At 69.1% G+C, this 24,355-nt stretch carries 29 protein-coding genes, 1 tRNA gene and 1 pseudogene; 22 read left to right on the top strand and 9 right to left on the bottom strand.

What is annotated here, in order from left to right; all coding sequences use genetic code 11:
- Positions 1–47 precede the first annotated feature (47 nt).
- Complete coding sequence (locus ACZZ0J_RS17400) at positions 48–1,319, top strand: winged helix-turn-helix domain-containing protein (protein ID WP_463437851.1); 1,272 nt, start codon at positions 48–50, stop codon at positions 1,317–1,319.
- 6 nt (positions 1,320–1,325) lie between these two features.
- Here ACZZ0J_RS17400 and ACZZ0J_RS17395 read toward each other — a convergent pair whose 3' ends face one another.
- Both ACZZ0J_RS17395 and ACZZ0J_RS17390 read right to left on the bottom strand, forming a co-directional pair.
- Positions 1,326–2,228 carry a M48 family metalloprotease gene (locus tag ACZZ0J_RS17395; protein ID WP_111084819.1) on the bottom strand — a complete coding sequence of 301 codons (903 nt, stop codon included), beginning with the start codon at positions 2,226–2,228 and terminating at the stop codon, positions 1,326–1,328.
- A 19-nt stretch (positions 2,229–2,247) separates the two neighbouring features.
- Positions 2,248–2,828 (bottom strand): annotated as a pseudogene (locus ACZZ0J_RS17390) (LemA family protein).
- Between the two features lie 524 nt (positions 2,829–3,352).
- Between ACZZ0J_RS17390 and ACZZ0J_RS17385 the strand changes: the two are divergent.
- From ACZZ0J_RS17385 to ACZZ0J_RS17375, 3 genes are all read left to right on the top strand, one after another.
- The gene (locus ACZZ0J_RS17385) at positions 3,353–4,942 is read left to right on the top strand and encodes an Ig-like domain-containing protein (RefSeq protein WP_463437850.1); all 1,590 of its coding nucleotides are present in this window, start codon (positions 3,353–3,355) and stop codon (positions 4,940–4,942) included.
- Between the two features lie 11 nt (positions 4,943–4,953).
- Entirely contained in the window at positions 4,954–5,412 is a 459-nt protein-coding gene (locus tag ACZZ0J_RS17380; RefSeq protein ID WP_463437849.1) for a hypothetical protein, read from the top strand.
- Positions 5,413–5,504: 92 nt separating this feature from the next.
- Entirely contained in the window at positions 5,505–7,508 is a 2,004-nt protein-coding gene (locus tag ACZZ0J_RS17375) for a class I adenylate-forming enzyme family protein (protein WP_463437848.1), read from the top strand.
- Here ACZZ0J_RS17375 and ACZZ0J_RS17370 read toward each other — a convergent pair.
- The 7 genes from ACZZ0J_RS17370 to ACZZ0J_RS17340 form a co-directional block, all read right to left on the bottom strand.
- A complete protein-coding gene (locus tag ACZZ0J_RS17370) occupies positions 7,432–8,757 on the bottom strand; it encodes a threonine/serine exporter family protein (protein WP_159573638.1) in 1,326 nt (441 codons plus the stop codon). The two genes, ACZZ0J_RS17375 and ACZZ0J_RS17370, sit on opposite strands and share 77 nt — an antisense overlap.
- A gap of 10 nt (positions 8,758–8,767) precedes the next feature.
- Complete coding sequence (locus tag ACZZ0J_RS17365; RefSeq protein WP_463437847.1) at positions 8,768–9,460, bottom strand: class F sortase; 693 nt, start codon at positions 9,458–9,460, stop codon at positions 8,768–8,770.
- Positions 9,461–9,572: 112 nt separating this feature from the next.
- A complete protein-coding gene (locus ACZZ0J_RS17360; protein WP_463437846.1) occupies positions 9,573–9,791 on the bottom strand; it encodes a hypothetical protein in 219 nt (72 codons plus the stop codon).
- Between the two features lie 10 nt (positions 9,792–9,801).
- Entirely contained in the window at positions 9,802–11,103 is a 1,302-nt protein-coding gene (locus tag ACZZ0J_RS17355; RefSeq protein ID WP_463437845.1) for a hypothetical protein, read from the bottom strand.
- A 589-nt stretch (positions 11,104–11,692) separates the two neighbouring features.
- Complete coding sequence (locus tag ACZZ0J_RS17350; RefSeq protein ID WP_463437844.1) at positions 11,693–11,911, bottom strand: hypothetical protein; 219 nt, start codon at positions 11,909–11,911, stop codon at positions 11,693–11,695.
- On the bottom strand, positions 11,908–12,804 hold the full coding sequence (locus ACZZ0J_RS17345; protein ID WP_463437843.1) for a tyrosine-type recombinase/integrase: 897 nt from the start codon (positions 12,802–12,804) through the stop codon (positions 11,908–11,910). Before ACZZ0J_RS17345 ends, ACZZ0J_RS17350 begins: the two co-directional genes overlap by 4 nt.
- Before the next feature lie 264 nt (positions 12,805–13,068).
- Complete coding sequence (locus ACZZ0J_RS17340; protein WP_463438220.1) at positions 13,069–14,004, bottom strand: XRE family transcriptional regulator; 936 nt, start codon at positions 14,002–14,004, stop codon at positions 13,069–13,071.
- Positions 14,005–14,437: 433 nt separating this feature from the next.
- Here ACZZ0J_RS17340 and ACZZ0J_RS17335 point away from each other — a divergent pair, with 433 nt between their 5' ends.
- The 18 genes from ACZZ0J_RS17335 (at position 14,438) to ACZZ0J_RS17250 (ending at position 24,317) form a co-directional block, all read left to right on the top strand.
- Entirely contained in the window at positions 14,438–14,695 is a 258-nt protein-coding gene (locus ACZZ0J_RS17335; RefSeq protein WP_463437842.1) for a helix-turn-helix domain-containing protein, read from the top strand.
- A gap of 535 nt (positions 14,696–15,230) precedes the next feature.
- The gene (locus tag ACZZ0J_RS17330) at positions 15,231–15,503 is read left to right on the top strand and encodes a hypothetical protein (protein ID WP_463437841.1); all 273 of its coding nucleotides are present in this window, start codon (positions 15,231–15,233) and stop codon (positions 15,501–15,503) included.
- Positions 15,503–15,901, top strand: a complete 399-nt coding sequence (locus ACZZ0J_RS17325) for a hypothetical protein (protein WP_463437840.1) — start codon at positions 15,503–15,505, stop codon at positions 15,899–15,901. The genes ACZZ0J_RS17330 and ACZZ0J_RS17325 overlap by 1 nt, the downstream gene beginning before the upstream one ends.
- A gap of 150 nt (positions 15,902–16,051) precedes the next feature.
- Positions 16,052–16,378, top strand: coding sequence for a hypothetical protein (locus tag ACZZ0J_RS17320; RefSeq protein ID WP_463437839.1), 327 nt, complete (start codon positions 16,052–16,054; stop codon positions 16,376–16,378).
- The gene (locus ACZZ0J_RS17315) at positions 16,378–16,599 is read left to right on the top strand and encodes a hypothetical protein (protein WP_463437838.1); all 222 of its coding nucleotides are present in this window, start codon (positions 16,378–16,380) and stop codon (positions 16,597–16,599) included. The genes ACZZ0J_RS17320 and ACZZ0J_RS17315 overlap by 1 nt, the downstream gene beginning before the upstream one ends.
- Positions 16,600–16,631: 32 nt before the next feature.
- Complete coding sequence (locus ACZZ0J_RS17310) at positions 16,632–17,111, top strand: hypothetical protein (protein ID WP_463437837.1); 480 nt, start codon at positions 16,632–16,634, stop codon at positions 17,109–17,111.
- A gap of 47 nt (positions 17,112–17,158) precedes the next feature.
- Positions 17,159–17,545 (top strand): HNH endonuclease, encoded by a 387-nt coding sequence (locus ACZZ0J_RS17305; protein WP_463438219.1) that lies wholly within the window; start codon positions 17,159–17,161, stop codon positions 17,543–17,545.
- A 220-nt stretch (positions 17,546–17,765) separates the two neighbouring features.
- Positions 17,766–18,335: a hypothetical protein gene (locus ACZZ0J_RS17300; RefSeq protein ID WP_463437836.1), complete on the top strand. Its 570-nt coding sequence runs from the start codon at positions 17,766–17,768 to the stop codon at positions 18,333–18,335.
- On the top strand, positions 18,335–19,600 hold the full coding sequence (locus ACZZ0J_RS17295; protein WP_463437835.1) for a replicative DNA helicase: 1,266 nt from the start codon (positions 18,335–18,337) through the stop codon (positions 19,598–19,600). Before ACZZ0J_RS17300 ends, ACZZ0J_RS17295 begins: the two co-directional genes overlap by 1 nt.
- Positions 19,597–19,896 carry a hypothetical protein gene (locus ACZZ0J_RS17290; RefSeq protein ID WP_463437834.1) on the top strand — a complete coding sequence of 100 codons (300 nt, stop codon included), beginning with the start codon at positions 19,597–19,599 and terminating at the stop codon, positions 19,894–19,896. Before ACZZ0J_RS17295 ends, ACZZ0J_RS17290 begins: the two co-directional genes overlap by 4 nt.
- A 283-nt stretch (positions 19,897–20,179) precedes the next feature.
- Positions 20,180–20,689: a hypothetical protein gene (locus ACZZ0J_RS17285; RefSeq protein ID WP_463437833.1), complete on the top strand. Its 510-nt coding sequence runs from the start codon at positions 20,180–20,182 to the stop codon at positions 20,687–20,689.
- A gap of 124 nt (positions 20,690–20,813) precedes the next feature.
- Positions 20,814–20,885: transfer RNA gene (locus tag ACZZ0J_RS17280), tRNA-Arg, on the top strand.
- A 566-nt stretch (positions 20,886–21,451) separates the two neighbouring features.
- The gene (locus ACZZ0J_RS17275; protein WP_463437832.1) at positions 21,452–21,685 is read left to right on the top strand and encodes a hypothetical protein; all 234 of its coding nucleotides are present in this window, start codon (positions 21,452–21,454) and stop codon (positions 21,683–21,685) included.
- Positions 21,682–21,867 carry a hypothetical protein gene (locus tag ACZZ0J_RS17270; protein ID WP_463437831.1) on the top strand — a complete coding sequence of 62 codons (186 nt, stop codon included), beginning with the start codon at positions 21,682–21,684 and terminating at the stop codon, positions 21,865–21,867. The genes ACZZ0J_RS17275 and ACZZ0J_RS17270 overlap by 4 nt, the downstream gene beginning before the upstream one ends.
- Before the next feature lie 23 nt (positions 21,868–21,890).
- A complete protein-coding gene (locus ACZZ0J_RS17265) occupies positions 21,891–22,055 on the top strand; it encodes a hypothetical protein (protein WP_463437830.1) in 165 nt (54 codons plus the stop codon).
- A gap of 202 nt (positions 22,056–22,257) precedes the next feature.
- On the top strand, positions 22,258–22,596 hold the full coding sequence (locus tag ACZZ0J_RS17260) for a phage tail fiber protein (RefSeq protein WP_463437829.1): 339 nt from the start codon (positions 22,258–22,260) through the stop codon (positions 22,594–22,596).
- A 13-nt stretch (positions 22,597–22,609) separates the two neighbouring features.
- Positions 22,610–24,076, top strand: coding sequence for a hypothetical protein (locus ACZZ0J_RS17255; RefSeq protein ID WP_463437828.1), 1,467 nt, complete (start codon positions 22,610–22,612; stop codon positions 24,074–24,076).
- The gene (locus ACZZ0J_RS17250) at positions 24,057–24,317 is read left to right on the top strand and encodes a hypothetical protein (protein ID WP_463437827.1); all 261 of its coding nucleotides are present in this window, start codon (positions 24,057–24,059) and stop codon (positions 24,315–24,317) included. The genes ACZZ0J_RS17255 and ACZZ0J_RS17250 overlap by 20 nt, the downstream gene beginning before the upstream one ends.
- Positions 24,318–24,355 lie beyond the last annotated feature (38 nt).

Below are 24,355 nucleotides of genomic sequence, written 5' to 3'. Positions count from 1 at the left end.
ATACGTTCCAACCCCGCGCTGTCGGCGGGGTTCGGTAGCGTCGGCGCATGGTCAGGTCCTCGCTCTCCGCCGCAGAAGCCCGCCGCGTCGCCCTCGCCGCGCAGGGGTTCGGTCGGCCACCGGCGACCGAGGTCTCGACGCGTGCGGTGAACGCAGCGTTCGCCCGACTCGGGCTGCTGCAGATCGACTCGGTGAACGTGTTCGAGCGCAGCCACTACCTGCCGCTCTTCGCACGGCTGGGGGCGTACGACCGGTCCACGCTCGACCGGCTGACCCTCGGCCGGTCCGGGCCCTACACCGAGTACTGGGCGCACGAGGCCGCCCTCATCCCGCGCGACGACCTGCGGCTGTTCCGCTGGCGGATGGACGCCCTGCGGGAGCGCGACGCCGGCCCGACCAGGATCGACGGCGTCACCCGCACCGCCGGGGTCCGACGCGAGCTGCACGCGCTCCTGCGTGCCGAGGGGCCGATGCGGGCCAGCGCGGTCGAGCACGAGTCGAACGTGCGCCGTGGGCCGTGGTGGGGCTGGAGCGACGTGAAGACCGGGCTCGAGCAGATGTTCCGCTGGGGCGAGGCCGTGAGCGCCGGACGGTCGGGCTTCGAGCGCGTGTACGCCCTGCCCGAGCAGGTCCTGCCGGCCGGGTTCCTCGAGACGGCACCACCGCGCGCTGCCGCTGTGCTCGAACTCGTCCGGCACGCCACCCGCGCCCTCGGCGTCGGCACCCGAGCGGACATCGCCGACTACTACCGGCTGCGGTCGGACGACACCGCCAGCGCCATCGCGGAGCTCACCGCTGCCGGCGAGCTCCTGCCCGTGCGGGTCGAGGGCTGGGGTGAGCGGGCCTGGCTCCACCCCGATGCCCGAGTGCCCCGGCAGCTCACCGCCGACGCGGTGCTCAGCCCGTTCGACCCGGTCGTGCGGTTCCGCCGGCGGGCGGAGCGGATGTACGGGTTCCACTACCGGATCGAGATCTACACACCGGCGCCGAAGCGGGTGTTCGGGTACTACGTGCTGCCCGCGCTGCAGGACGACCGCCTCGTCGGCCGGGTCGACCTGAAGAGCGACCGGCAGCGCGGCGTGCTGCGGGTCCGGACCGCGTGGCAGGAACCCGGCGAGCACCTCGATGCCGAGCGGCTGGCCGAGACCCTCCGACGCACCGCTGCCTGGCAGGGACTCGACGCGGTCGAGGTCACCGATCGGGGCACGGCTGCAGCCGCGGTCGCCGGGGCGCTCGGCCTTCCGCTGGTCCCGCACGAAGCCGTCGACGACGCCGATGCCCCGGAACCCACGGCGCTGCTCGACGCCGTCGAGGCCTGACCGGGCTCAGAAGCGGTCGGCGTTCGCCCGCAACCGTGCGATGCGGTCCGGCAGCGGCGGGTGCGTCGAGAACAGCCGGTCCATCACACCGGGGCGCATCGGGTCGGCGATCCACAGGTGGGCCATCGACGAGTTCTGCGTCTGCATCGGACGGCCGTACGCGCCGAGCTTCTCGAGCGCCCGGGCGAGGCCCTCGGGGTGACGGGTCGTCATCGCACCGGTGGCGTCGGCGAGGTACTCGCGCTGCCGGGACACCGCAGCCTGCACGCCCGCCGCGGCGATCGGCGCCACGACGACGGCCACGATGCCGGCGATGAGCAGCACCGGGTTCGCGCCGCCGCCGTTGTCCGAGTTGCGGTTCCGACCGCCGGACAGGCCGCTGAAGATCGAGATGCGCAGGAGCACGTCGGCGATCAGGCCGACGGCGACCACCAGCCCGAACACCATCGTCGACACCCGGATGTCGTAGTTGCGGACGTGCCCGAGTTCGTGGGCCATCACGCCCTGGAGCTCCTGGTCGTCCATGATCTGCAGCAGCCCGGTCGTCGCCGCCACCACGGCGTGCTCCGGGTCGCGCCCGGTGGCGAAGGCGTTCGGCGACGGGTCCTGGATCACGTAGACCCGGGGCATCGGCATGCCCGTCGAGATCGCCAGGTTCTCGACCGTCCGCCAGAGCCGCGGTTCGGAGGTGCGGTCGATCTCGATGCCACCGGCGATGGCGGTCGCCTGCCGAGCGGCGAAGAAGTACTGCAGCACCGCGTAGCCCAGGGCGACGGCGAGCACGATGACGCCGATCGAGACGTTCCCCGCCAGGTAGCCGCCCAGGAACCCGAGCGCGCCGATGATCAGCAGGAAGACCAGGACGATGACGACGGTGTTGCGCTTGTTCCGCGCGATGGCGCTGTACACGGCAGCTGCGAGGCTGGGGTCAGAACTGGACGCGCGGCGGCTCGGCGATGGCCGCCGGCTCGGCGGTCTCGAAGAAGGTCGCCTCGGCGAAGCCCCGTCGCTTGGCGAAGGTGGAGTTCGGGAAGACCCGGATCTTCGTGTTCAGTTCGCGCACGCCACCGTTGTAGAAGCGCCGGGCGGACTGGATCTTGTCCTCGGTGTCGACGAGTTCGGTCTGCAGCTGCAGGAAGTTCTGGCTCGACTGCAGCTGCGGGTACCCTCGGCGACCGCGAACACGCTCTTCAGCGCCTTCTGCATGTGTCCCTCGGCCGCGGAGGCCGTGCCGGCGTCGCCGGCCGTCAGCGTCTCGGAGCGCGCCTTGGTGACGTCGTCGAAGACGGCCTTCTCGTGGGTGGCGTACCCCTTGACCGTGTCGACGATGGTCGGGATGAGGTCGGCGCGCCGCTTCAGCTGCACCGAGATGTCGCTCCAGGCCTCGTCCACGCGGACCTTGAGCGTGACGAGCGAGTTGTACGTCACCCAGAGGTAGATCCCGATGATGACCAGGATCACCACCACCACTCCGACGACGATCAGCGTCGTGACGAGTCCGGTGTCCATGCGTGGGTGCTCCTTCTCGCGTTCGGATCCGCGGTGCTGCGTGGCCTGAACGGCCGTCGTGAAGTCTACCGACGCGTCCGCAGTGCTCGCGTCGACCGCCAGGGTTCACGGGCGATTCCCGAGTCACGCACACCGGGCGTTCGGGCTGCGGGGTGAACACGACCGGATGCGGGACATCATCCGCGAGGTGTATTGACCCAGCGGCGCACATCACGTGGGATGGAGCCGGTGAGCACGCGAGGGGACAACGTGGACGACCGGGCCGTCGGGGGCGACGGCCCTCGTCGTCGTGCCCGGTTCGTCGCGCTCGCCTCGGCCACGGCGGTCCTCGCCGCGGCGCTGCTGGCGGCGGCAGCCACCCCGCGTTCGCCGGCGCAGCGACCCACGGACAAGCGGCCACCGCGACCCCCGCACCGAGCGAACTCGTGGGCCCGCCGAGCAGCGGGCGCCCCGGCACCCCCACGCCCCCGCCCGCGTCCACCGGGCGACCTCCCGTCGCACCGACCATCGCCGACCCGGGGGACGTGACGAGCAGCACCGCCCGGTTCCACGGCACCGGGACCCCGGCGCACGTCGTCCGCGTCGCGGGCCCCGCATCGACCGGTTCGGCCGGGTGCTCGGCCCAGGTGCAGGCGAACGGTTCGTGGTCGTGCCTCGGTACGGTGCGGTCGGGTCCGCAGCAGGTCTTCACGGTGCGGGACGTCACCGCACCGAGCCAGCCGCCCGCGAGCGCCCCGGCCTCCGACGTCATCGTGCCGCCGACCATCGCGTCCGACCACCCGACCAGCGGCGCGCTCTCCGGCACGGGCTTCCCCGGTTCCACGGTGGTGCTGTCGGTCTCCGGGTCGTCGACGCAGCAGTCGGCGCCGGTCGGTCCGGACGGGCGGTGGACGACCTCGCTCGTGCTGCGATCCGACACGACCGTCACGGTGACCGCGTCGCAGACCGCGAGCACCGCGCGCGGCTACCGCTCCGACCTGCGCAGCGCGTCCTCGGCCCCCGTCCGGATCACGGTCGACCGCACCGCGCCGGCGGCCCCGCGGATCACCGCACCCGACGACGGCGACCGCGTCGGTCCGCGCGCCACGGTCGTCCGTGGCACCGGCGAACCCGGTGCCGACGTGACCGTCTACGTCGACCGCGCACCCGTCTGCCGCGCCGAGGTCGCTGCGAACGGTTCCTGGTCCTGCTCCACCGCGGGGTCGCAGCTGCGGGCCGGCGGACACGACCTCACCGCGACGCAGCACGACGCAGCCGGCAACTACTCGCGGTCGTCCGCTGCCGTGCAGGTCACGGTGTGGTCGACCTCGGGCACCCCGAACGGCACCCCCGGCACCTCCGGCACCTCCGGCACCTCCGGCACCGGCGGGGACGCACCGACCAACGGCACCGGCACCAACGGCACCGGTACCGGTACCGGCAGCACGACCGCACCGGGTGACGGCCAGAGCCCCGGCGACACGGGGGCCCCGGCCGGCACCGGAACCGGGAACACCGGCGACGACGGCCCCGGATCGGCGGCAGCGCCCGGTGACGGCACCGACCCGACCAGCACGAGCATCCCCGGGGCCGCGGGCTCCGGCGGCCACACCGATTGGTCGGGCCCCGCGGGCGACTGGACCGCCGAGACCGCCTACGACCGCACCGTTCCGACGATCCAGGCCGCGTTCTCGTGGCGGACCGTCCTGATCGCCACGGCCGTCGCCGCCGGGTTCCTCCTGCTCATCGCCGCGCCCCTCGCGCTCGTCGCCGCCGCTGCCCGCGGGCGCATCCGCTCGCCCTTCGCCGGACTGCTCGGGCGGAACCGCTCGCGCTCGGACCGCTCCGGGTCCGACGACGTGCTGCCGACGTGGGTGTCGATCACGGTCGCGGTGGCCGTCGCCGCCCTGTGCACACTGCTCGGCGTGGGCGTCTCGCTCGAGGCCCGCTACGTCCGCCTCGCCATCGCCGTGCTGCTCGGCACCGCGGTGCTCACGGTGGCCGTGGTGCTCGTGACCCGGTGGGCAGCCGGGCCCGACCACCGTGCGGTGGGTTTTCGGGTGTCCCCGTGGCTGGTGCTCGCGGCGCTCGTGGCGTGCGGGATCACGCGGGCCGCGGACCTCTCCCCGCTCTGATCGTCGGAGTGGTGCTCGTGCCCTCGGGACGCCCGGACCTGGACACCGCCGCACTGCGCCTCGGCTCCGGGATCGCCGCCGGTGCCCGGAGCGCGACCTGGCGGACGGTCGCGCTGCTCGGACTCGCGACCGCGGGCTGGGTGCTCCACAGCCTGACCGCGGGCGGGGGTTTCTGGTCGGCGTTGACGTCGGAGTTCGCCATCACCCTGTGCGTCGGCGGGGTCGGTGCCGTCGTCGCGACACTGCTGCCGTTCGCCGGGTCCGCCGGCAGTGCGCTCCTCACGGCCTCGCGTGGCCGGTACGTGGCACTGGCGGTCGTCGCGGTCGCGCTCACCGCCGCGGTCTACTCCGGTCCCTCGGGGACCCACGCGTCGCCGGTGCTGCTCGGCGCGATCGGCGCGGCCTGCGTGGCGGGCGCGATCGGGGCCTGGTTCTGGGCGCGCACCACGCGACCGGACGCGGCCGCCTGACCCGCACCGGGCCTCCCGTCCGCCGTCCCCGCGCGGCGGATACAGTGACGATCGGTGCGTGACGCGCCGTTCGACCGCCCCAGGGAGCGATGATGACCGAGACCCGATCCGACTACGACCCGACGCGGTTCCGCGAGGTGTTCGAGGGCAGCTACACGTACGCGAACGGCTTCGCGCGGAACACCCACCGCTTCGCGGACCGGCCCGCGCTGCGCGACCCGGACACAGGTCGATCGTGGACCTACGCGGAACTCGGGGGCGTCGTCGACCACATCGGCGGGTGGCTCGTCCGGCACGGAGTCGGTCGCGGTTCGGTCGTGATGGTCGAGCTGTTCAACTCGCCCGAGTTCGCGATGCTCTACCTGGCGTGCCACCGCATCGGCGCGGTGTTCTCGCCGACGAACTTCCGGCTCGCGCCCGACGAGGTCGCCTTCATCATCGAGGACTCCGCGCCCGTGGTGCTGGTGCACGACGCAGTGCGTGGCGACGACATCGCCCGAGCGCTCGAGACCGCGCCGCACCGTCCCGACCACGTCGTCGTCGTCGGTGGCGACGACGAGGTCGCCGACCACGACGCGCACGACCCCGACGCGCACGACGACCACGCCACACATGCCGCGCGGGTCGCGTTCACCGCGCTCCTCGCCGCCGACCCCGTCACGCCCGCCGAACTCGCCGCGACCGAGCCCCGCAGCACCTACGACGAGACCACGCGGCTCTACACCTCCGGCACCACCGGGCGACCGAAGCCGGTGCCCCTGCCGAGCCTGGTCGAGGTGCTCAGCGCCCACGACGTCGTGATGCACTTCCCGCTCAGCCCCTTCGACAAGACGCTCAACATGTCGCCGCTGTTCCATCGCGGCGGCCTGTACTCGGGCGGCCCCAACCCGGTGTTCTACGTCGGCGCCGAGCTCACCACCCTGCGGCACTTCGACGCCGAGCGGGTGCTCGACCTGGTCGAGTCCGAGCGGCTGACGTTCCTGATCGGTGCGCCGCCGAACCTGGTGCAGCTCGCGAACGCGCAAGAGGGGCGGCCCCGCGACCTGTCGTCCCTGCACGGCATCGTCACGATGGGCGCCCTGCTCGACCGCGCCGCCGCACTCCGCTACCAGGAGCTCCTGTCCCCGCGGATCTTCAACGGCTACGGCACGACCGAGACTTTCTGGAACACGTTCCTGCGTCCTGAGGACTTCCCCGACGGTGCCGGCTCCACCGGACGCGCGTCGACGGACGACGACGTCGCCGTGGTGCGCGTGTACGAGGACCGCCTGGCCGACCCGAGCGACACCGTGCCGAAGGACGGCTCCGAGATCGGCGAGTTCGCGGTCCGGACCGTGAAGTCCGGCTACTCGTACCGCAACCCGGGGCTCGAGGCGGAGAAGTTCGCGAACGGCTGGTTCTACCCCGGCGACCTCGCCACGTGGGACGAGCACGAACGGGTGACGATCGTCGGTCGCAAGGACGACATGATCATCTCCGGCGGCGAGAACGTCCACCCCGTCCAGGTCGAGGCCGCACTGCAGGAGCACCCCGGCGTCGCCGACTCGATCGTCGTCGGGATCTCGGACGAGCGCTGGGGCGAGGTCGTCACGGCGTACGTGGTCCGTGCCGCGGACGGCTGCCGGACGACGACGTCGCAGCCGCCGCCGTGCTCGAGGAGTGGACGGGCTCGCACCCCGGGCTCGCCCGCTACAAGCGGCCGCGGCGGTACCGGTTCGTCGACGAGCTGCCGTACAACGCGACGGGCAAGAAGGTGCACTACCTCGCGAAGGCGACGGCAGCGGAGGACCAGGCGGCGGGCCGACTGCTCGAGCCGTAGCGGGTTCTGCACGTGCGCGGTGCCGGACGGGAGGCCCGTGGCGGCCCCGCCCCGCGCCTCCCGTCCGTCAGCCGGTCGCGCCGACGGCTGCGGTCGCGGCTGCAGCCGCGGTGCCTTGCGGGATCGGGCGTACCTGGTCGAAACTTCCGACCAGGTACGCCCCATTCGGCCCGGTACGCCCCGGGCGGCGCGGGGCCGCGCTACGTGTGGCTCGGCGCGTTCCGGGCGAACAGGCCCGGCAGCAACCCACCGATCTTCGTCCCGATGCACAAGCTGACGAAGGTCGCCAGGGGCGTCGCGAGGGACTCGGGGTCGAACGTGGCCACCGCCACCAGCCCGACGGTCCCGGGGACGAGCAGCAGGAACGCCGGGAAGAACGACACCGTCGCCGGGATCGCCGGCACGAGCCGCTCGAGCAGCCGTGTCGCGACGAACAACAGGGCCGCCGTCGCCCCGGTCGCGACGACGCTCCCCCACACCGGCGTCGTCCCGCTCACCAGGGCGTAGGCGGTGACCATGACCGCCACCGACACGAGCGTCAGCCGCCAGCCCGATCGGAACACCAGGCCGAGGCCGACCGCCAGGACCACGACGGCGACCCACGACACCCAGTAGGACGGTACGGACTCCCACCCGGCCAGGTCCGTGCCGACGCCGGCGACCTCGCCGACGAGCGCCGCCGAGGACGGGTCGACGTGCAGCCCGGTCAGCGCACTGCCCGAGGCGATGCCGGCCGCCATGAAGCCGAGCATGATGAGCCCCTGGACCAGCCGCGAGGACCCGGTCACGATGTCCGCGGCGGTCAGTTCGAGCAGGGCGTTCGTGATGAGGGCACCGGGGACGAACACCGCCACCGGGGCGCACACGGCGAACAGCGGGACCTGCTCGAACCCGGTACCGGCGGCGACGAGTCCGACGATGGCCGTCGACACGAAGGCCGCCAGGAACGGGATGATCGCGACGGCCTCGCGGAAGCGCCGGAGCAGCAGCCCGATGACCCCGACGAGCGCTCCGACCAGGAGCGCGAGCAGGATCGCCCACCACGGGCACCGGAACACGACGGCGAGCCCGGCGGAGGTCAGCGCGTTGCCGAGGATCCACGGCAGTGCGGGCGGCGGGACGGTGCCGGCACGGATGGCCCGGACCCGCGCGGGGATCTCGGCGAGGGCGATGGACCCGCTCTCCAACCCGAGCACGACCCGGTTCGCCCGTGCAGCCTGCCGCGACGACAGCTCGACGCCCTCGGCGTTCACGATCGTCGCCGCACCGGTCGAGACCTCGCTCACCATCACCAGCGCTGGCAGCACCCCGATCGCCAGGGTCGGACCGACCCCGGCGGCGTCGCGGGCCTTCTCGAGCGCCGAGCGGACGTCGGTGACGGAGCTGCCCGCGTCGAGCAGCAGTGCACCGAGCGTGCCGAGGAGCATGCCGACGGGGACGGTCTCGCCGTCGACGACCTCGACGTGGGCCTCGGGCCGACGGAGGGCGTTCTGCAGGTTCGCGAGTGCGCTTCCGAGTCCGACCACGCAGGCGATGTTAGCGATCGAGCGTGGCCTCGATGACCACGTTGTCGACCGACGCGGAACCGTCCGGCCGCTGCAGGCACGTGATGAGCAGGAGCCGGCCGGGCTCGTCCGCCCAGACGTCGGCATCGGCGGCCACGGTCGCCTTCGTGATCCGCTCGGAACCGGTCACCGTCCACCGCGCGTCGCCGATCCGGACGCTGCTTCCGACCGCGACCTCGGAGCGTTGCCCGTCGACGTCGATGAGCAGGTTGCCCGGGCCGATCGCACCGTTCCGCAGCGAGTGCATGACGACGAACACGGTGCCGCCCGCGCGGTCCGCCAGCGAGACCCCCAGGTTGCGGACCCGGTAGGCCTCGCGGAACCCCGGCGGCGTGATCTGCCCGTCGACGGCATCCAGTTCGCCGAGCGGCACGTCGAGCCCGACCGACGGCACCACGAGCTGCACGCCGGTGTCGGCGACCGCGTGCGACGCAGACGCCGCCGTCCCCGACTCGCCCGGGTCGAGCGTGACCTGCTTGCCGTCGAGCGACGTCCCGGTGATCGCCGTCGGCGAGGCCGCTCCGGTGGTCGCCGTGACCACACCGACCACGCCGACGACGCCGACGACGAGGGTCGCCGCGGCGAGCACGGCGATCGTCCAGAGCAGCGCGCCGCCGCGACGGCGGGGCCGCCGCCTGCGGGGCTTGGTGCGAGGGGCGGTCATCTTCCGTTTCCGGGGTGGTGACGGACGTGTCGGACGGGAGGCGCGCTCCCGTCCGACACCTGGGTGTCGGGATCCGCGTGGCGGGGTCGACCGCCCCACGGATCCCGGTGCGTCAGTCCTGCTGGGTGACGCGGCGGCGGTACGCGATGAACGCGACCGAGCCGAGGGCGACGACGCCGACGGCCGACAGGCCGATCCACGGCAGGGCCGAGGTGCCGGAGACGGTGCCTCCGGTGTTCACGGCTGCTCCGGTGGTGACGGCCGTGGTGGTGTCGATCGGGTCGACGACGACGGTGCCGTCAGCGGTGACCGTGATGGCGAGCGAGACCACCGCGGTGCCGTCAGGACGACTCCACCGCGATGGCGTGTGCGCCTGCCGGGGTGTCCGCGGGGATCACGACCGAGGTCGCGAAGGCCCCGTCGGCGTCCGTGGTCACGGTGCCGAGGACGACCGGGTCGCTGTGCAGGACGACCGAGAACTCCGTCGCTGCCGGCAGGCCCTCGGCGCGCAGCGGCACCGAGTCGCCGACCGTGAAGGTGGTGGTGCCACCGGTGCTGATCGACGGGGCCGGGGTGGTCGGCCCGGTGGTCGGGCCGGTGGTCGGGCCGGTGGTCGGGCCGGTGGTCGGGCCGGTCGTGGGCTCCGGGGTGCCGGGCTCGCTCGGCTCGGTCGTCGGTTCCGGGGTGCCGGGCTCGGTCGGCTCGGTCGTGGGCTCCGGCGTGCCGGGCTCGCTCGGCTCGGTCGGCTCGGGCGTGGGCGTCTCGGCCGCCGTGTACGCGATCGAGATCGGCTGCGGCTTCTTGGCCGCGGCGTCGTTCGCGCCGGACGTGTACCAGTACGAGCTCTGACCGGTCTCGTTCTGGAAGTCGACGAAGTCCGCCGGCCACGAACCCCAGTCGGCGTTCGTCTTGTTCAGGCTCGTCGCCGACGCGGGCTCGACGCCCTGCCAGTCCGGGCTCACGGTGATGCCCGAGCTCGTGACGTCGACGTCGGTGAGGGTGGCGAGGTGCACGGTGCGCGGGGTGAGCGGCGCCCAGCTGCCCCCGTCGCGCGAGGCCGCGTAGCCCGAGACCGTCGCGGTGAGCTCACCCGTGCCGTCCGCTGCGACGTGCAGTTCCGGGTCCTCGGCGGACCAGTAGGTCAGGCCGCCGTAGAACGCGACCGTGAAGCCGCCGTCCCACGCGATGTCCGCGGTGCCGGCTGCGGCGTCGACGGTGCCCGTCCCCGCGGCGAGCGTCAGGACCCCGGCGGTCGTGGTGCCCGGGCGGACCGTGGCGCCGTCGCCGGTCTGGCACTTCGTGGCGAAGGTCGGGGTCGAGGTACCGCCCGCGGCCTTCGGGTAAGCGATCGAGACGTCGCCGGCCGAAGCGGCGTAGCCGGGCGACGGGTTGGTCGCGGTCCACGGAGCCGAGGCACCCGAGTTGCCGGCGACCCCGGCGGACAGGAAGTTGCAGCCGCCGAAGTAGGCGCCGGCGTTGGCCTCGTTGCTGAGGCTCCAGGACAGCGACGCGTCGGTGACGTCGGCGGAGGCGGCGTTCGCGGGGGCGGCGCCGAGCGCGGCGGCCGCGGCGATCGTCGCGCCGACGGCGACGGCGGTCGCGCCGGCGGCCAGACGCCGGGCGCGAGGAGAGGACAGGTGCATTCGGGTGGTCTCAAGTTTGGGTAGCCTTACCTAACTCCCTGAGCATAGGGACAGGAGTTAGGTAAGGCAACCCTAAGTTTGGGTCGACTGGACATGTTCGTGCGCGGACCTGGTTCGCGCACGTCAAAGCGACAGTTGTCCGCACGGACGCGCCGTCCTGCCCGCGAAAGCGACGTAGTGCCGCGAACGGTTGGCGGCACGACGTCGCTTCCGCGAGACGCACGCATGTGACGGACGGGAGGCGCGGATGCGCTGTCTTGCCCGCCAGGGCGACAGTGTGCCGCGAACGGTTGGCGGCACGACGTCGCTTCCGCGAGACGTGCACGGGTACCCCCGGTGGGACTCGAACCCACAACTCGGCGAATAGGGACGGACTATCCCGTCACTGCCCCCATGTATCCCGGAAGTACCTCTAACCAGGACTTTTGCGGACCGTCACTGCCCCGACTGTCCTCTGCTATCCCGGAGAATCCCGAGCAAAGCGGAGGATAAGCGGTAGCTTCGCTACTCGCCGTCTTCCATCTGCTCACGCTGCAGCTGCTCGACCTCGTCACGGATCCACGCAAGCGCCGCAAGGGTGTTCGGGGCGTCATCTCGAGGCGTCGCTGCTCGCGCCGTCAACGATGGCGAGCGGGATACCAGCGCCGACGACCAGCTGCAGGGTTACGGCGTCGTTGCCCATGTACCCAGCGACGGGGACGGCGATGCTGCGACCCTCGTTCGCAAACTCCGTGCACGCCGCGCTCACCCACTCTGCAAGGTCGGCTGCCACGTCGATCGACAATGCCCCGTAGTGCAGGCGCTTCACGCGCTCTCCCCGAACTGGGAGAGAATGTCGCGGACGTCGGGACCCAGGTACTCGCGTGCCGCGTAGAACTTGCGGGTGACCGCGGAGTTGGCGTGCCCCAGCTGAGCACCCGCTTCCTCAATGTCCGAGCCGTCACGGATGGCGGTGGCAACGGTCTTGCGGAACGTCTTGGGTGTCACCCAGTCCGGGTAGTCGTTCGCCAGCTTGAATTCGCGCCACTGCCGGCGCATGTTGGCCGGTGATCGGAGCGTGCCCGTCGAGGACGGGAACACCCAGTCCGTGTATGCGCGTTCGCGACGGCGGACCAGCATGGCCCAGGCGAACGGCGGCAGCTGCAGTCGACGGAACGACGAGTCGGACTTGGGGCGTTCCTGGCGGATCAGCCCCACGTCGTCAAGCTGCACCGCGGTGGCTTGAATGGTGACGGTCGGCACGTCAACGTCGAGGTCCAAGTCAGACCACTTGAGCGCGACGAGCTCACCAGTACGCATGCCCGTGCCCAGCAGCATGTCGATCGGTTCAGCGAGGTCCGTGGTCCGCACGCGCCCCGCTCCGTCTTTGCCAGAGTCCCAGGCCACCAGGTCTACGCGCAGTCGCTGCACCTCTGCCAGCGTGACGACACGGACTTCCTTGCGCTCCATGTGCACGGACTGCGCTTCACGCACAGGGTTGGTTGCGACCGCACCACGGCGGACCGCCAGAGAGAACATGCTGTTGAGGACCACACGGGCCGTCTTCGCTGCACCGGGGCCGCGTCGCGAGGCCAGCGTCTCAACCACACGGTCAATCACCGGGACCGTCGCTTCACGGAGACGCACGCCACCGAGCGCCGGCAGCACGTTGGTCTGCAGTGACCGCTTGTACTGCTGCACCGTGGTCTGCGCTCGCCCCAACTTCTCCGAGCACGGTGACCCACTGCGCGGCGAGGTCAGCGACCTTGCTGTCTGCGGTCAAGTCGGATCCGTGGGTGCGCACGCGGTCACGCAGGTGTTCCACTAGGGCGTCTTCGGCGCGACGGCCGGTAGCCCCCTGACGGGCAACCTTGCGGGTCACGCCGTCGAAGTCACGGAAACGGGCGCTCGCCGTCCACTTGCTCGGACCCTGCTGCGTCCGGCTGATCGATCCCCAAGTGCCAAGCACCAATGTTGGACGCGCCATTAGCCAACCCTTCTATGTCCAGCATACGTCCGATCCCCAATTCGATTGAGGATGTGGCGACGGAATGCCTTGACAATGTCAACGGTGACGCAGAGGTCATCCGCGATTGCATGCACGTCCGCGTTGAAACGCTCGCATCGGGCGTACTCAATGGGATCAATGAGCAGTGCCGCCGCGAAGGCGTCAGCCTGCCGCTCGATCGCGCTGCTCCCGCCAAGGTCGCACGTGTGCCCGTAGTAGACGTGCCCCAACTCGTGAGCGATGACGGATCGCCGCTCGAACGGCGTCAACCGCAAGTCAGCGTAAACGCGAGCTTCGAGCGGGTTGTAGCAGCCGATCATGTTCCCCGGAAGGTGGGAGTACGTGATGCGTACTCCCAGTTCCCCAGCCACCCGTCCTAGAGACCCCCGCCGCGTTCGGTCGGGGTCATTCTGCATGCGGTTCATCCGCCTTCCTCGCACCCGCTTCGCTGCGAGGCCATACGTTGCCTGACGCTCCCCGGCGTCCGGCGCGATGTCGAAGTCTTCGTCTTCGTCGTTGAGGTCGGCGGTCGCAGCAACCTCTGACAGTTCCTCGCCCTTGCGAGCCGGACGCTCCATGAACACGGGCGACTCAAGGGGGCCGTCGCGGCGGATGATGGCGCGCCCGTAGACCTCTTTCGCGAGCTCAACGTCAGTGAAGCGACGCAGCTGCAGCATGCGGGGCATGACCATGCCAGAGGGAACCTCCGCATCGTCCAGGTAGCCGGCAGCTACGAGCGCCGCCAGCGGGCTTTCGTCGAAGCGACGGGCCACGTTGATGACCTGTTCGGCCTTCGGGAGACTCTGGCCGCTCATCCAGCGGCTGACGGTGCCGGTGTTAACACCCGCCGCTCGAGCGATTGCCGACTGGTTGTTCGACAGCGCGCGCAGGTACTCAGGCCAACTCATGTCCATGTCCACGGGCAGGAACGTAGCACCAGATGTTGCACGCGCGCAACGACTTTGACCCGAAAGAGGGGTGCAAACATGGGGTATGCGGCGCGACACACCGGAGACACGCCGCGCAGGGTCGTTGCGTAGGCGCATAAGCGGACGTACCTTGTTCGCATGCAGAGCAACCCGAACGCAACGCAGAGCCGCTTCCCCACGCAACACCAGCTGCAACGCTGGTCCTCAACGTCAACAAGCTAAACGAGCTGCGGCGAGCGCACGAGCTCCAGAACGACACCGAGTTCGTCAAGTTCGTCGGCATCGACCGCGCGACCCTCTACCGAGTCACCACCGGCAGGTCAGCACCGTCCAACGCCTTCATGGCGCGGGTCAAGTTCGCCTTCCCGTCCGTGTCACTCGACTCCCTCTTCGTCGTCGACACCCTGGCGGCCGTCTCGTGAGCGCCGTTCTGCGCACCAGCGCCGCCGCTGAGTACATCGGCGTCTCCCCCAAGACACTGCTCAATTGGCGCTCGCTCCGCAAGGGACCCGTCGCGGTCAAGCAGGGCCGGCTGCTGGGTTACCGAGTCGAAGACCTCGACGCGTACCTGCAGCAACACGTCGAGTCGACTCCGGGCGGCGACCCGGACGCCGTTCTGCGGACCTCAGGCCGAACACCACTCGCTCTGCAGGGCCTCTCCGACTGGACGGATTGACGCGGTTCGAACCCGCGGAGGCTCACTGCGCCGCAAGGCGCTGTACCACCCACATAGCTCCACGGACGACGTCACCAACGCCAATGCGCCGGGGCAGCACCACACAGCGGAATGAACAGAACAAGAGGCGGGAGAACCGCAAGTGTGCGGGTCCCTCGTGGTGGTCGGACCAGCATCCCCCCTCGTCGCAGTCGCTAGGCAGCCCCGGCAGGGGTGCTCCCTCAAGTTGTCCCGCGATCGACCGCGACACAGAACACAGCCCGTCCCTAGGAGCCAGCGCGCAGGCGGCTGGCGGGGGCACGTCGGGATCGGCACCCGACGGCGGGCACTCCACTAACTGCCCCTTACAGAAGGAACCCCATGCAGAAGCACTCTCGGCTCCGCACCACAGCGAGCGCACTGGCCCCGTTCGGGCTGATCGCCATATGGCTCGCAGCGATATTGCTGCCGTCGGCCCTCTGACCCGCACCGACCCAAAGCAAAGGCCCCGTCAGCGCTGCAACGCCCGGGGCAAATCGTTCTAGGAGAACAACCAATGTCGATTCTCGCACACAGCACGTTCGTCCGCCGCAACCGCCGCAAGGCCCGCCGCGACGTCCGGATCATGACAGGCAACATCAAGCGCGCCGCCGCCCGACAGGGCCTCACCAACATCGCCACGCTGTCGAAGGCCGCGGGCATCCCCCTCCACCGCGTCACCCTGATGTGGCTCGGGCTGAACATGAACATCGTCGAGATGACCGGCTACATGCTCCGGCTCAACCTCAGCGTCGAAGACCTGTTCGCCGACACCGGAGACCGCGCCTGATGGCCGCGTTCAAGCCGACACCGGCACAGCGCCGCAAGTACGCCGACCACGATGTTGAGTACCGGCCTGCGAAGTCCAACCGCGCTCACATCGGGGTTGACGACCACGGCAACGTCATCCGCTGGTTGTTCCAGGTGCACCGCATCCCCTCCGAAAAGCTCTTCGTCGTCTTCATCTACGAAGGCGCAACCCCTGCAGAGGTCGAACAGATCCAGCGTGACTGCGCGGTGCTCCCCCGCGGCGAATGGGCACGCTTTCCCGACCGCTGGTGGCGCTCGCAGTACCGCAGCACCGCTCGCGTGTTCTACCGCCAGACCCGCGGCATCCGAGCCGACGACCCCTTCGCCCAGCTCGAGCTCGAGCTGATGATCGACGCGACCACTGAGGTACACGCATGAAGACCACACACAACCGCGCCGGCGCTTCCCTCAAGCACCTGCGCACCAGCCACAACGTCTCTCAGCCGCTCGTCGCCGCAATGGCTGGCACGAGCACCGCTTACCTGGCGAAAGTGGAAGACGGCCTCAATCGCCCCCACGAACAGCTACATGCGCAAGGTCACCGAGGCCGTGGTGCGACTGATGGAAGCGCCACCGAAGCCGTGCCCCGTACTCGGCTGCGACAACACCCGGCACATCGACGGCTTGGACGCGCGCAAGGGGATGTCCGGCCTGCACCACGCCGACGAGAGGCACGGGGAGGGATGGACTCTCTCAGTTGAGTGGGTCGACGAGCAGGACTGTGAATGGGTCGTCTACGCCGGAGTGTCGGGTGACATGGCGTTCGCCCCCGCCGACTTCCTCGCATTCTCGACCGCGTACCGCGAAGCCTCGGCGCTCGCCGCAACCCTCAACGGGCGAGGGGCGGTCATCTGATGGCCAGCTTCCCCGTCGCTTCCGAGCAGTTCGAAGACGACCCGCCCGTGGTGTCGGTCGCGCTGGACCGGATGCTCCGCGACCTCAAAGGCACACCCGAATGGGACGGCACGACGCTCGTGCTCACCCCGGACCGCGCTGACGAGCTCGCTGGGGCACTCATGCGGAAGGCGACCGACTGCCGCATGAACAACGTCGACATTCAGTTCGAAGACAACTGAGAGGGCATACCCGAATGGCCATTCACTTCCCCGTGAGCAACACCCTGTCCGTGCCAGCACGTACGGCGCTGCTGGACCACCTGAACAGCGAGCCACTGACCCGCGACCTGCTCGACGTCGATGGCGGACCGTGGACGGTCGACGACTCCGCGGCTGTGGCGGCTGAGCTCGAAGCGGCCGGGTACGGCAAAGCACGAGATGGAAGCTTCCACTTCGAGTTCGAACTGCGAGCACCAGCACAGCTACCCACAGACCTGCTCGACGAGCTCGTGCCAGCGGTCACGTTGGTCGACAAGATCGTGCAGGACGTCATGGCGGCGCGCACCCCGGAGAACCCCAACCCGGTCAACCCGCTGGGCGTCTCGTGGGGCGTGCTCATGCAGTTGCACCACGTCCTGCTCATCGCGAAGTACGCGCAACAGGGGATGCTCACCAGCACCGACGTGAACACGCAGCTGCCGGCAGTCGCCACGATGCTCGCCAAGGCAATCCGGACCCAGGTCCCCGATTGACGACCACCGCAGTCGAACGGTGGATCCCCACGTGGGACCTGCCGTGGATGCCGGCCAGCTGCTGGGGCGCGTCCCCGAAACGCGTCAGGCGGCTGCCCCACTGGCGGCGCATCATGTTCGCCGAATCACGGTGGCAGTGCGCCGCGTGCGGACGCGCTGACGGCGACGAGTCGCGCCCCGTGCCCATCCCAGTTCGTAGCGGCGGGCAGGACGCCGTTCTGTGGTTCACGTTCCCCGTAACCCTGACGCTCGACCACGTCGTGGCGCGCGCTCGTGGGGGCTGCAACCACCGCCACAACCTGAGTGTCCTCTGCGACCAGTGCAACAACGAGAAGGGCGTCCGGCTGCCATGGGAGAACGACACACGGCAGCCCAGCCCGCTACACAACAGGCGCGCAACCCTGCCCGCGTCCTGGTCCTTGGAGGTGACATGAGCGGAGTACCACTGTCAGAAGCCACGGCCCCGGACTTCATCAACGTTCGCGCCGCCCTGATCAAGCGACTTGGCGGCAACGCCAACCACGCCGTCGTCTGGCAGCGCATCTTTTCCGCACCGCACCCGCCAACCCGGAAGCGTACGAACGCGACGGGCACCGCTGGTGGAGGGCCAACCGTGACGACCTAGCGGAAGAGACAGGACTGCGTACAGAACAGGTGCGCAGGGCCATCGAAGCGCTCGAGAGTGACGGCTACTTGGAGGGCGCACAGCACGCTTTCGACGGCCCGTACGACCGCAAGAAGTCATACCGCTGCATCCTTGCAAACACCGATATGGCAAATCCGCCTGACGAGATGGCAGATACGCCCGATGACGGGGCGGATTTGCCATCTCGTGGGGCGTACACGCCCAATGTTCCTCTTACTCAAGAAGTAGTAATTACGTCGGCAGTTGCTGACGCAACTCTCCGACCCGATGTCGAAGAGATCCTTGACTACCTCGACGCAGCCATTGAGCGGAACGAGGCGAAGCGTCCACAGCGGAACAAGCGGAACAAGGAAGCGGCCCGACTGCTGATCGACCGCGACGGCCACACCGTCGAGAAGATCAAGAAAGCCATCGACTGGTCAACCTCGCACAGCTTCTGGCGGGCGCACATTCTGTCCGCCTACAAGCTCCGCGAGAAGTACGACCAGATGCGGCTGCAGGCGTCGAACACAGGCCCCGCCGCGCAGCCGACGCAACCCGCCTACGCGGGCAGAGAGGAATACACCCCACCCGAATGATGGAAGACAGCAACGAGCTCCAATACGCAGAGCTAGCAGTCATCGGCGCAGTCCTGCACACGCAGGGCCGCGCGTTCGACAAGATCGCACTCGCTGGACGGGACTTCACCGACGGCCGGCACGGCGCTCTGTTCGACACCTTGCGGGACCGGCACGAGCACGGTCAGCCCGTCGACCACATCACGATGATGACCATGCCGAATGCGGACGTCCAGTACATCGACGCCGCGTACGAGGCTGGCTGGTCGCACGCAGTGGTGACAACGCACGCCGAGACGGTCGCACTCGCAGCGCTGCGACGTCGGCTTTCCGGTGTCGGCCAACGGCTGCAGTCGGTCGGCTCCGACATCACCCAGGGGCAAATCCGGGAGCTCGTCTACAAGCTCGTTGACGAAGCAATGGGTGCCACCGTCTCGAAGGTCGCCTACCTCGAGGACATCCTTGACGAGACGATCCAGTACATGACCGAGGCGCAGCAGTTCGTGCCGACGCCGTGGCCGAAGCTCAACAAGATGATCGGCGGGCTTCGACCCGGAGCGCTGTACGTGTTCGGTGCCCGTCCGGGCGTCGGCAAGACCGTCGTAGCGCAGCACCTGGCACAGACCCTCGCCGGGCACGGCGGGGTGTCGTTCAACTCTCTCGAGATGGGCCGCTACGAACTGCACCAACGGTTCATTGCAGCCAACAGCCCGGTCACCCTGTACCGGATCAAGAACGGCGAACTGAACGACGCCGACGTGCAGACGATCCGGCAGAACGCCCGCGCCGTCTCCCCCAAGGTCGCAATCGACGACCGATCCTCCGTCGGCCTGGCAGAGATCCGCCAGCACGCACGCCAGGTGCAGCACGACAGCGGCCTATCCGGCATCGTCGTCGACTACCTGCAGCTGATGGAAGGCGCGCCGGGTGCTGCCCGGCAGGAAGTTGTGGCCGCGTTTTCCCGCGGACTCAAGATCCTCGCCCGCGACCTGCACGTGCCCGTCATCGCCCTGTCGCAGCTGAACCGCAACAGCGAGTCGACGGCGACCGGCCAGCCGAAGCTGTCGGACCTGCGCGAGTCTGGCGCGATCGAACAGGACGCAGACCTGGTGGTCCTGCTGCACCGCGAAAAGGACCCGATCACCCAGAAGCTCGACGACGTCTCAATCACGTTCGACGTCGCCAAGAATCGCCACGGAGACACCGGCATCGTCCGTCTCGACTGGGACGGCCGCAACTCTCGCATCACCGACCCCACCGTCACCGGTTGGGAGTCGGCAGCATGAGCACCTACTGGTACTTCGAGTGCCGCGACCACACCCCCGCGCTGCGCAGCGACGAAGAGTTCACCCAGCACACTGAAGACCGCTGGTTCTGGCAGGCCATTGCACTCGCGAACAGCCGACCAGTCACCGAGGACGACGGTTCCTACTGGAAGTCATGGGACGTCCCTGACCAGCAACGCTTCGACCTGTACTTCGGCATGCAAGCCCGCAACTTCCTCACCCAGCACCCCACCTGCACCATCGGCCTCGTCAACGGATACGGCGAGCGCCGGGATCTACCCACGGAGGTCCCATGACCGACACCGCCAGCCAAATCGAAACCGCACGGGACGCGCTACGGCAAGTCCCTGACCTCGTCGAACACATCGTCGCCATGATCGGCGTCAAGGCCAAGCCCGGTCCCGACGATGAAGTGCGCTCCAAGCGAGTGCACGCGCCACTTCCGTTCAACGAAGGCGCGTTCAACGACGCGAACGAGCTCTACGGCCGACTGACGCACTGGGCAAACCACTGGGGTAAGGAACTGGGAGCACCAGCCCCAGGCCCTGCCAGGCGCTGCTACGCAGCAGCTGGACCGTCGTGGGGCTGCCCGTCGGGACGGAGCCGCAGCAGGCTCGCTACGACACCGGGATCATGGCGACTTGGTTGCTGATCCACCTGGACGAAATCTTCCGCCGCACCCCCGACGACGTCGACTACTTCCGGACCGAGCTCAACGAGATTCATCAGGCAGCAGCCCGATACCCCGTCAACCTGCAGCCGCGCTTCACCGACATCCGGTGCCGGGTGGTCGGATGCGCCGGCACGGTCGCCCTCTGGCCCTTCACCGAGGTCAAGCATTGGACCGAGAACGGGGCCAACGTCTACCTGCCACCCGAAGGCGCTCGAGTCCTCTGCGATGAATGCTCCGACAGGTGGACGGAAGCGGAGTACACCGACGAAGTGGACAGGCGCGTACTCGCAGCGAAAGAGCAGCAGAAAGCCGACAACGTCGCCCGACGGCTCGCCAAGAAATACGCGGACCCATCGCAATACCCACTGTTCAGCGGAACGGTCGCGGGAAAGGTCCGGCACGTAAAGCCGAAATAGCCGACGACACGCACCGGGTACTTGACAAATGCCCGGTGCGCGCGGCTATCATTGACGTGTCGGCGCATGCCCGCCACTAAGACCTCCCTCCGGTCATTAACCACTTGCATGACCGATGGGATTTGCGCCCCTAGCTCAGCGGAAGAGCAACGAGCTTCTACCTCGAAGGTCGGCAGTTCGAATCTGCCGGGGCGCTCGCGGAGTACCGCCCGCACGGGTAAGGCACCAGCCATGGCAGGCGGCAAGGAATAGTCGGCCACCCAGCAAGCCACAGGGGATGCACCCGGGACGGCAGCTTCGGCTACCGAGACCCGCTCTGCCCCCCGTGGCTTGCTGGCTTTTGCCGTCCTCGGAACCGCAACCGAGGACTACCCGCGCTCACCACGCGGATGAGGCGCAACGGTTGAGGGACCGTTCATTGAGTCCGTCGTGGGACAAGAACGCCGGACACGAACGCGGAGGCTGCTAACCGCGCCATCAACAGCCACCACTTCCACGCTGAGACGTCTTCGGGTGCCGGCTCAGCGTGGAACCACACGTTGGCACAGGATCGGGAACGCCCAATCGGCCAACGAGTGCGGCTCTATCTTGTTCTGTTTCGTTAGCCAGACCGAGCCGCAACAACTTCCCGCCCAGCCGGCCGACCCACACAACGGACCAGCGATGCCCTGCCAAGCGCAATAGCCACGGTGGGTGTGCATCGCGCCATGTCGAGCAACCGCGGCTCGAGCTGGGCGGGAACCACCACAGGAGGGACGCGCTGTGACTGACTCACGCCTCGACGTCCTAGCCCGGCGCGGCATCGTCGGGGACGACGCACGCACGCAGCTGGCGGCGATCGACGCCAAGCTGCAGTCCAAGCGTCTCGCCTGGTCCAACTTCACCGACGTCGTCGAAGCGCAGACCACCGTGTCGCCGTCCATGCTCAGCGCCATCGTCTTCGGCCATGAATCAGCGCGGGCAGCAGCAGTCCTCTACGCCGAAGGGTGGAAGTGAACGTCAAGCTCACCGCAGACCTGACCGCCTACCTCGACGGCATGCAGAGAGTTGAGCGCGCAATGAAGCGTGAACGCCGACGCGAACGCGCACAGCAAGCGCTGGGCATCGCCCTCGCGATCATCTCCGTCGCGGGTGTGGCACTCACCAGCATCTGGCTCGTCGCCACCGCAGCCTGGTAACCGACCCGAGCATTGGACCCGACGTGAACCTCGCCAAGATCCGCGCGCTGATCAAGAGCGCCGGCTACAAGACCACCGACGCCGTCGACCGAGTCAGCATCCGTTACGACCACGGCAAGCCAATCGGCATCGACGTCATGTTCACCAGCGGCACCGTCGACTACATCGCCGCACCCTCTGAGGGCTGACGTGGACGACCGCGAACCCCGCACGACTGGCGAACACGGGTGCGAGCAATGGCCCCCGCCGCCCGAGTTTGTTTCGATGCAGCAGCCGCCGTACCGCTGGCGACTGCGTGGCGAACTGCCCGACGGTACCCAACCCCCACGCACGATCAACTGGCTGGCCCCAACCGACTGGGCGTAGTCACAACCAGCCAGGGAGGCTGACATGGCGATCCAGACGAACGCTGGCAAGAACGCGGCAGCATCCGGCTATGCCGGTGTCGCAACCCACGCAGCCCTCTACACCACGGCACCCGGCGGCAGCGCCGGCACCGAGGTGACAGGCGGCAGCTACGCACGCAAGCCGATCACATGGGGCGCTCCGAGCAACGGTGCCATCACCGCAACCGCCACCTTCGACGTCCCCGCAGGCGTCACCATCGCAGGTGCGGGACTGCACACCGCAGTCACGGGCGGCACGTACGTGGACGGCGGCACCGTCCCATCGCAGGCGTTCGCATCTGCCGGTCAGTACGTCCTGTCGCTGACGTTCACCCAGTCCTAGCAAGGGGGTCGCCATGACGACCCTCGCCACCGAACAGTGGACAGCGAACAGCACCACCGCATGGCCGGCGCAGTGGTCGGCAGTGAACGTCGGCGGCAACTCGTCGGTCGCGAACAGCCGGGGCCGACTCACCCCGATGTCGATGTACTCGTCGGTACGGTGGCAACTCACCGGGCTGGGGACGTCGACAGCGAAGCGCCGCCTCACCGGCACGTTCGTGATGCAGGCCATCACCGAGTCCTACACGCGTCTGGTCATCCGCGAGCAGGTCGGCGCAACAGGCACGTACCCGAACGGGTACTACGTCACGGTCTCCCCCGCTATCGGCAGTTGGAAGATCTGGGGCGGGTACGGCACCGGCGAGTACGGCAACGCTGCCGCCGTCACGATGACGATGGTCGCGGGCAACACGTTCGGGTACGCCGTCGAGGTCGACGGGTTCACCGTATCCGCTCGGCTGTGGAACATCACGGCAGGGCAGACCGAGCCGACCAGCTGGCAGTCCACGTGGACCGACACCGACAAGGGGACACCAACCGGTGTCCCCGCGCTGGGTCAAGCCTCGGGTATGTCCACCAGCCCGTACGTCGAGTTCGGCCCCGTAACCGTCACCGACGGCGCAACGGGTTCCGTCGCAGGCTCAGTGGCCCTATCCGGCGCTGGCACGCTCACCACGGCAGCAACACCCAAACCGACCGGGACGCGCGGTTACACAGGCGCAGGGACGCTCAACCTGACCGCTCAGCCCGCACCAACCGGCGCTCGCGACGGCTCCGGCTCCGGCGCACTCACCCTCAGCGGATCCGCCAGCCAAGCCGCAACACTCGCACTGACCGGTGACAGCGCACTCACGCTCACGGGCCAGCCCGTGCAAGCCGGCGCACTCACGCTGACAGCAATCGGACAACTCGCCAGCAACGGTGAACCCCGCGTCGCCGGCAACAGTGAGCTCAACAGCAGCGGCACGCTGGAGCCGTCAGGCGCACCGATCGTCAGCGGCAGTCACACGCTCAGCGGATCCGGCACGCTCAACGCGGCCGGCACCACCGCCATTCGCAGCGACCTCGCCTCACTTGGCGCAGGCACGCTCACACTCAGCGGCCAACCGACAACCCACGCGACGCTCGACCTCACCGGGTCGGGCACACTCACGTACGCCACCAACGGGTACGCCAGCGGACACGCAGAGCTCGCAGGCACAGGGCAACTCACCCTCGCAGGCACTGCCACCACGCACGCGGCACTGACGCTCACCGGCAACGGCAGCGTCACCCCCACGGCCAAGCCAACAGTGCTCGCCAGCATCAACCTCACAGGCACAGGCGCACTCACGCTGCGACACCAGCAGGACGACCAGCGTGCCGTCATCACCGCGACGCTGGCTGACCGCAGCACCGCCGCCACCGCCGCACACCGACGGCACGCGGCCAGCATCACCCGACCTTGGAAGGCGACAGTCAATGCCAACCATCCCGCGTGAGTCCCGCGAATACCTGTTCGTCACCGTGCGCCGAGACACCGCCGTTGTCACCACTGGCGTGCGTCTCGCCATCACGGGAGAGAACGAACGACCTACAGCCTGGGTCGATGCCAACGTGATCAGCAACGCCACCGCCATCCTCGTCGACAGCCTCACGCCTGGCCGCTACCGAGTGTGGGCAGAAGTCACAGTCGGCAGCGAACGCATCGTCGAACCAGCCGGCTCACTCGTCATCACCTGACGCATGGTCTGGACCAGCAGCGACCGACGCTTCCGCCT

Source organism: Curtobacterium sp. AC272 (genome assembly GCF_979258155.1).
This window is presented reverse-complemented; position numbering and strand designations above follow the sequence as displayed.